The organism is Streptomyces sp. CBMA156 (assembly GCF_014596515.1).
Lineage (GTDB): Bacteria > Actinomycetota > Actinomycetes > Streptomycetales > Streptomycetaceae > Kitasatospora.
In genome coordinates this window covers 23,598-30,453 of sequence record NZ_MSJQ01000084.1, presented here as the reverse complement: position 1 = coordinate 30,453, position 6,856 = coordinate 23,598, and the positions used below count along the sequence as shown (strand labels likewise).

Here is a 6,856-nt window from a genome sequence, read left to right as displayed (position 1 = left end):
GGGCGGGCGGGCCTCGCGCTGATCCGCGACCACCCGCGCGTGGCCCTGGCCGCCGGGCTGCGGGGGCGGCGCGGCCCGTTCACGGCGGTGGCGCTGCACCTGTCGTTCGTCCCCTGTACCCACACGTCTCCCGGCCGGCGGCTGCCCTGAGGCAGCCCGCGCCGCGCGTCCACCCGGATCTCCGCCGCGCCGGGGTTTGCCGGGCCGGTGCTCCGGCTAGCCGCCCCGGTATGGAACACACACCCCTGCACACCCACCGGTGGTCCCGCCGGCTGCGCCGGGCCCTGGACGCACCGGAGCACTGGGACGTCCTCGACACCCCGGCCCGGCCGCTCGCCGCAGCGGTCGAGGCCCTCCCGCTCGGCCCGTACCGCGACGCCCTGCACGGCGTGTGGCTCGGCCATCCGCTCCACCCGGCGATGGTCCAACTGCCGATCGGCTTCTGGACGTCCGCCGCCCTGCTGGACTTCCTCCCGGGCGGACGCCGGTCCGCCGACGCCCTGGTGGCAGCCGGCCTGCTGACCGCCGGACCGACCGCCCTCACCGGCTGGGTGGACTGGGCCAGGCTCGACCCGCCGCGCCGCCGCACCGGCCTGGTGCACGCACTCTGCAACACCACCGGCGTGCTGCTGTACGGCGGCTCGCTGCTGGCCCGCTGCCGGGGGCACCGGACCCACGGGCGGCTGCTCGGCCTGGCCGGGCTGACCGCCATCTCGGTCGGCTGCGCACTGGGCGGGCACCTGGCCTACCGGCAGGCCGCCGGGCCTGACCGGGCCGCCGCCGTGCCCCGGCTGGCGCCGGCCGACTGGGTCGGCCTCGGCGCGGTGGAGGACTTCCCGCCCGGGAAGCCCGTCCGCGCGACGGCCGGCGAGCTGGCCGTGGTCGTGGTCCGCGAGGGCACGCAGTGTCACGTGCTGGCCGAGCACTGCGCCCACCTGTCCGGGCCGCTCTCCGAGGGCTCGCTGGTGGCGGGCTGCCTGCGCTGCCCGTGGCACGGCAGCGAGTTCCGGCTCCGGGACGGCGAGGTGGTGCACGGTCCGGCCACCGCGCCGCAGCCGGTACTGGAGACCCGGGTGCTCTCCGGGCGCCTGGAGGTCCGGCTGCCCGGGGTCGGCTGACCAGGCCCGCACGGCCCGGTGTTTCGGCCCCGCCACCGGGGGCAGCCGCCCGGCGTCCGCCCCAGGAGGCGCCATGACCACCGTCGTCCCCGATCTCCCGGCCCACCCCGCCGCGCCCGGGCACCAGCGCCGTACCGGGAAGTGAACCGCCATGCTGCTGGTCAGGCCGCCCGGGGTCTATCCGCCCCAGGGGGACACCGAACTCCTGGCCTCGTGCGTGCGCCGGGAGCCGCTGGACGGCGCCAGCCGGGTGCTCGACCTGTGCACCGGGACGGGGGCGGTCGCGCTCGTGGCAGCCCGGACGGGCGCGCGGGTCACCGCGGTGGACCTGTCCGCCCGCGCCGCCGCCACCGCCTGGCTCAACAGCCGGCTGCACCACCGGCGGGTCCTGGTGCGCCGGGGCGACCTGCTGGCCCCGGTGGCCGGCCGGAGCTACGACCTGATCACCGCGAACCCGCCGTACGTCCCGGCCCGCCCCGGTCGCCCGGGCGCCACCGGCCGCGGCGCCGCGCTGGCCTGGGACGCCGGACCGGACGGACGGCTGGTCCTGGACCGGATCTGCCGCGAGGCACCGCCCCTGCTCGCCGCCGACGGCGTGCTGCTGCTGGTGCAGTCCTCGCTCGCGGACGTCCGCGCCACGCTCGCGCTGCTGCGCGCGGCCGGCCTGCGCACGGCGGTGGCGGCGCGGCGGCGGCAGGAGTTCGGACCGGTGATGGCCTCGCGGGCCGCCCTGTTCGAGCAGCGCGGGCTGATCCGGCCGGGCGAACGCGAGGAGGACCTGGTGGTGGTGCGCGGTGTCCGTGAACGCTGACCGGCCGACGACCCGGGTGGTCGTGGTCCCCGGTGGTCCGCTGCTGGTGGAGGGCCCGGTCGAGGTGGTCCTGCCGAACGGCACGGTCCGGGTCTCCGAGCGCCCGGTGGTGGCGCTGTGCGCCTGCCACCGCAGCCGCACCTACCCGTTCTGCGACACCAGCCACCGGCGGCGCGGCCGCCCTGCGCGAGGCTCGAACGGAGGCGGGGCGGACAGCAGCGGCGCGGACGGAGGCGGCCCGGACGGAAGCCGCTCGGACGGAAGCACCGACGGCAGCGGCTCAGACCGCCCAGTCGGGCAGGGCTGAGCGCAGCGAGCTGCGCCCCGCCCGCCAGCAGCCGAGCAGGTGGTCGGCGAAGCGGCCGTCGACCACCCCGGCCGCGACCGTCCCGAACGCCACGTCCCTGGCGAACTCCGGCTCCGCGGCGACCAGTTCCTCGATGACGCCGCGGCGCACCAGCTGCTCGTGGACGGCGTCCGCCTCAATGTGCTCGCGGTAGAAGAGGGTGCCGTCCGGCCCGCCGCCGAACCGCTCCAGCGCCGTCGCCAGCCTGGCGGACCCCGGGGAGGAGGTGATCTCGATGGTCGCGAACTGCCCGACGGCCGCGCCGCGCAGCGCGCGGTGCAGCCCGAACAGCGTCATCAGGTTGACCACCGCCAGGGTCGGCGCCGGGACGAGGTCCAGGTAGTCCCCGTAGCCGGTGTCGAGACCGAAGGCGGCCATCATCCGGGCGAACAGCAGGGAGTGGGCCCGCTCCGGCCGTCCGGCACCGTACTCGTCGTAGAGGACCGCCGTCAGCACCGCCTGCGCGGGCCCGTGGATCCTCGGCAGCATCCACAGCTGCGGGTCCGCCTCCTTGAGGTGGTAGACGGAGCGGTGCACCAGGTACTCGCGGGCGTGCCGGCGCTCACCCTCGGCGAGCAGGAAGTGCGAGGGGCCGGTGCCGTCGGGCGGCTCGGTGAGCAGCGGTTCCAGGGCCTCCCGCAGCGGTGGCACGGGCTCCGCCTCCGCCCGGACCGCGGCCAGGAACGGGCGCTCCAACTCCTGCCGGAACCTCAGGAGTCCGGGATCCCACTCCCAGTCGGCGGGCACTCCGGGCAGCCCTCGGCCGTGGAGTTCGTAGCAGAGGTGCAGGGCCAGCTGGTGGTCCTCGCCCCACGGCTCGGTGAGCGGACCCGGCGGCGCGAGGAGGCGTCCGGCTGCGGGCGGTCCCGAGGTGAGCAGAGCCAGCACCGCCGCCGACAGCGGTCCGCGCGGCACGGGCAGTACGTCCCGCTCCCGCAGATCCATCGTGTCCACCCTTCCTCCCGTCCCGCTTCCCACCCACGCACCCGGGCGGCCACGTGCGGGGCCTCAGTGCGACGGCTTCGGCTCGTCGGCCCAGCCGTCCTCCGCCCGGTACCGGAAGCGGGCCGCGATGAACCGCACCAGCGGCATGTTCGGCTCGATGATCGTGCCGCGCACGTGACTGTAGGCCCGGGTCTCCCTGGCCAGTCCGGCCAGCCGCTCGAACAGGGAGTCGCTCAGCTCACGGGCCTCCGACTTCCCCATCCGGCGCAGCTCGGCCACCGTCGGCCTGCACGGCAGATCGGACGGCAGGTCGGGGGGCAGAGACTCCCGGTCGGTCGCTTCCCGGTCGATTGTTTCCAGCTGGATGGACACGTGATCGCTCCTGGGCATCGGGGTGAACGGCCACGGACGGCGACGCGCTGACGCTCGGACGTCACGGGGCTTCTCCCCCAGGGCCTGCGCCCGGCTTCTTCCAGCGAGGCCCCGGCGGCACCCGATCGGGTGCCGGGGCGGCCGCACCGTTGACACGGTCAGCCGCATGGGGGTTCTACCCGACATACGACATTGAATTCATATTTCGATCGGTTTGTCGTGGTTTGCGCCGACCGGCCCACGCACCCGGTCACCGGGTCCGGAGGCGAGAGGACGCCGGTAGGACCAACACCCGGCGGCGCCGGGATACCCGGCGACACCACGGGTAGGGCTGGAGGCCGGTACTGATCTTCGAGCGGAGGCCTTCGGTGGAACAGCACGGCGCGGACGTGATCGTGGTGGGCGCGGGTGTGGTGGGAAGGTCGGTGGCCTGGGCACTGGCTTCGGGGCGACCGGGGCTCCGGGTCGTGCTGTCCGGCCGGCAGGGCGCCGGAGCGTCCGAGGCGGCGGGCGCCATGCTCGGAGCCCTGGGGGAGGTGACCGAGGCCTCGCTGACCCGCCCCCACGGACGGCTCCGGGTCGAGATGGCCCTGGAGGCCGCCAGGCGGTGGCCGCGGTGGCGGGACGCCGTCCACGGCGCCGCCGGTGCCGGGGCGGGTCCGGGCGGTGACGGCTATGCGACCGGCACCTTCGTGCTGCTGAACGCGGTCAGTTCACCGCTGGACGAACGGTCGTTCGCGGCGATCGCCCGCGCGGGCCGCCGGTACGGCGTACCGGTCGAGGAGGTCGAGCCCGCCGAGGTCCCGGCCGTGCGGCCGCTGGACAACGAGCGGCCGCTGCGCGCCCTCCACCTGCCCGACGAGGGATTCCTGGACGCCCGCCGCTGGCTCGCCTCCCTGGACGCCGCGCTCGACGCGCTGCCGAACGTGACCCGGGTCCCCGCCGCCCCACTGCGGACGAGCGGCTCCGGCTACGTCCTGGAGGCACCGCACCGACTCGTCGCCGCGCCCGCCGTCGTGCTGGCCGCGGGAGCGTGGACAGGGCCGCTGGCCGAGGCGCTGGACCCGGACCTGATGCTCATGCCGGTCGCCACCGCGGAGGGCACCGCGGTGAGCGTCGCCGCTCCGGCCCCGCTGCCCGCGGTGCTCCGCACCCCGAACCGGGCGTACGCGTGCGGGCTGCACGCCGTGCCCCAGGCCGACGGGAGCTGGTACCTCGGGGCCACCGCCGCCCCGGCGCTCGACCCCGGCGACGCCCCGCAGCTGGGCGGGGTGCGGTTCCTGCTCGACGCCGCCCTCGGCCAGCTCCACCACGGCCTCACCACCGCCCGGCTGCACCGTCTGCACCACGGCAACCGGCCGATCGGCCTGGACGGCCACCCGCTGATCGGGGCCACCAGCCGCCCCGGCCTGTGGGTGGCGACCGGCACCCACCGGGACGGCCTGCACGCCTCGCCCCTGATCGCCCAGGAGCTGGCCGGGGAGATCCTCGACGGCACCCCCAGCCGCTGGCTCGCTCCGTGGCGTCCGGAGCGGGCCCCGATCAGTGACTGGACCGTCCAGGAGGCGGTCGCCGAGGCCGCCGCTCACCACCAGGCCCTGGCCGCCGAGGCCCGCATGCGCCCACCGCTCACCGGCGCCTGGCCCCAAGCCCTCGCCGACGCCTACCAGCAGCAGCTCGCCGACCACTACAGCCGGCTCCCCGAGGGCTTCGTCCTCCCCCCGGAACTCGCTCCGCTCGCCTACGAGCACGCGACGGCCCTGGCCAAGTCGATCCTCGACCACCTGCACCGGCGCGAGTTCGGCAGGTAGCCGCACCACGCCCAAGGTGAGCCGCGGGTTCCCCGGGGTGCCGCCGTCGCCCCTGCTACGCGTGCGCCGCGGCGGCGGCCGTGGCGAGCGCGGCCACCTGGGGCTTGCGGATGTCGGAGTGCGCCCCGGAGAACGGCTCGCCCTCCACGTTGTCGATGACGGCGGCGGCGTTCACCCGGTAGAAGGTCCCGGGCACGAAGGCGTAGTCGGTGCCGCCGTCGGCCGGCATCACCCGTTCCTCGGCCGGCGCGACTGCCTGGTACCCGTCCGCGCCCATGCCGTCCCAGCGCCCGGCGACGTCGGCCTCGGAGTCCTGGCGGGCGAGGAAGGAGGCCTTGGGGTACCAGATGCCGACCGCCCAGTCGTGGACGCTGAAGGTGGCGACGAGCGGGCCGTGCACCCGGTCCCCGAAGGCGTTCAGCGCACCCGCGCTGCCGAAGGGGTTGTCCTGGGCGTGGGCGAAGGCCCAGTGCGAGAACGCCCCCTGGATCAGCAGCAGCGAGGCGACCGGGCTGTCGGCGGCCGGGCCGACGCCGGCCAGGGCGAAGGAGACCAGCCGGGCACCGAAGCTGTGGCCGAGCAGGTGCACCCGCACGCCGGGCTCGCGGCCGTGCAGCGCGGCCAGCAGCGGCCCCAGGCCGTTCCTGCCGATGTCGCCCGCCCGGGCCTTCATGACCGAGAACGAGAGCACCCGCAGCGCGTCCTTCGCCCCGTTCAGGGCGTTCCCGAACCAGTCGCCGATGCCCTGCGTCGAGGAGCCGGGCGGCGCGCTGCCGAAGGCCTCGGCGGCGGCCTGGTACGACGCCTTCGGATCGGTGTCCAGCAGCAGCGCGGTCTCACCCGCGTCCTCGAACTCGCCGCCGGCCCCGGGCGGCGGCACCAGGGACCGGATCAACTGCTGGATCCCCACCAGTCGTTGCTCCTTGGCCTGGTCGGTCTCGCCCGGGCCGGCCGCCGCCCCCTCGTCGATCAGCCGGCCGATCTCTGTCACCGTCCGCTGCTGCTCGGGGTCGGCGAAGCCGGTGGCCAGCGACGCGGCGATGTCCGCCCCGGAGACGGCCGCCGTTCCGGCGCTGAGGTCCACCACGGCGCCGTCCCCCGCCTGGGGTGCGGCGACCGCCGGCGGCGGGGTCGCCGGCGTGGGCGGGAACCAGAGCGAGGGCCAGAAGACTCCCGCGAACCCCACCGTGCCGAGGCCCGCCGTGCCGCTTCCGGCCTCCCGGATCAGCGGGAACATCGCGCCGTAGAGCTCACGGGCGTGCTGGTCGCTCGTGCCCCACCCGTGGCTGAACACGAACAGCTCCCGCACCCCCTCGGCCGTCACCTCGTCGAGGAAGTCCCCCGCGGCCGGCGCGGTCAGCACCCCCTTCTCGTCGAAGACGAGGTCCCAGACGGGCTCGCCGGTCGGCAGTCGTCTCATCGCACATGACCTTTCGGAGGGTTTCGATGGTTT

7 protein-coding genes are annotated in these 6,856 nt (G+C 75.9%); 4 read left to right on the top strand and 3 right to left on the bottom strand.

Translation table 11 applies throughout. The features are described 5' to 3' along the window. Positions 1–230 precede the first annotated feature (230 nt). From BU198_RS07085 to BU198_RS07075, 3 genes are all read left to right on the top strand, one after another. Positions 231–1,118: a Rieske (2Fe-2S) protein gene (locus BU198_RS07085; RefSeq protein WP_188295996.1), complete on the top strand. Its 888-nt coding sequence runs from the start codon at positions 231–233 to the stop codon at positions 1,116–1,118. A 151-nt stretch (positions 1,119–1,269) separates the two neighbouring features. Next, on the top strand, positions 1,270–1,929 hold the full coding sequence (locus BU198_RS07080) for a HemK2/MTQ2 family protein methyltransferase (RefSeq protein ID WP_188295995.1): 660 nt from the start codon (positions 1,270–1,272) through the stop codon (positions 1,927–1,929). Next, entirely contained in the window at positions 1,919–2,236 is a 318-nt protein-coding gene (locus tag BU198_RS07075) for a CDGSH iron-sulfur domain-containing protein (protein WP_411293157.1), read from the top strand. Before BU198_RS07080 ends, BU198_RS07075 begins: the two co-directional genes overlap by 11 nt. Here the strand turns inward: BU198_RS07075 and BU198_RS07070 are convergent. Next, positions 2,210–3,220 carry an iron-containing redox enzyme family protein gene (locus tag BU198_RS07070; protein WP_188295998.1) on the bottom strand — a complete coding sequence of 337 codons (1,011 nt, stop codon included), beginning with the start codon at positions 3,218–3,220 and terminating at the stop codon, positions 2,210–2,212. The two genes, BU198_RS07075 and BU198_RS07070, sit on opposite strands and share 27 nt — an antisense overlap. A gap of 63 nt (positions 3,221–3,283) precedes the next feature. Beyond that, a complete protein-coding gene (locus tag BU198_RS07065; RefSeq protein ID WP_188295993.1) occupies positions 3,284–3,592 on the bottom strand; it encodes a hypothetical protein in 309 nt (102 codons plus the stop codon). 368 nt (positions 3,593–3,960) lie between these two features. On the opposite strand from BU198_RS07065, the gene BU198_RS07060 reads away from it, so the two are divergent. After that, positions 3,961–5,403 carry an NAD(P)/FAD-dependent oxidoreductase gene (locus BU198_RS07060; protein ID WP_188295992.1) on the top strand — a complete coding sequence of 481 codons (1,443 nt, stop codon included), beginning with the start codon at positions 3,961–3,963 and terminating at the stop codon, positions 5,401–5,403. A gap of 55 nt (positions 5,404–5,458) precedes the next feature. Here BU198_RS07060 and BU198_RS07055 read toward each other — a convergent pair whose 3' ends face one another. Next, a complete protein-coding gene (locus tag BU198_RS07055; protein ID WP_188295991.1) occupies positions 5,459–6,823 on the bottom strand; it encodes a hypothetical protein in 1,365 nt (454 codons plus the stop codon). Positions 6,824–6,856: the final 33 nt, after the last annotated feature.

What these genes read in the sequence shown, in the direction of transcription:
- BU198_RS07085 (WP_188295996.1), top strand. Translation starts at nt 231, where the DNA reads ATGGAACACACACCCCTGCACACCCACCGGTGGTCCCGCCGGCTGCGC.
- BU198_RS07055 (WP_188295991.1), bottom strand. Translation starts at nt 6,823, where the DNA reads ATGAGACGACTGCCGACCGGCGAGCCCGTCTGGGACCTCGTCTTCGAC.
- BU198_RS07070 (WP_188295998.1), bottom strand. Translation starts at nt 3,220, where the DNA reads ATGGATCTGCGGGAGCGGGACGTACTGCCCGTGCCGCGCGGACCGCTG.
- BU198_RS07080 (WP_188295995.1), top strand. Translation starts at nt 1,270, where the DNA reads ATGCTGCTGGTCAGGCCGCCCGGGGTCTATCCGCCCCAGGGGGACACC.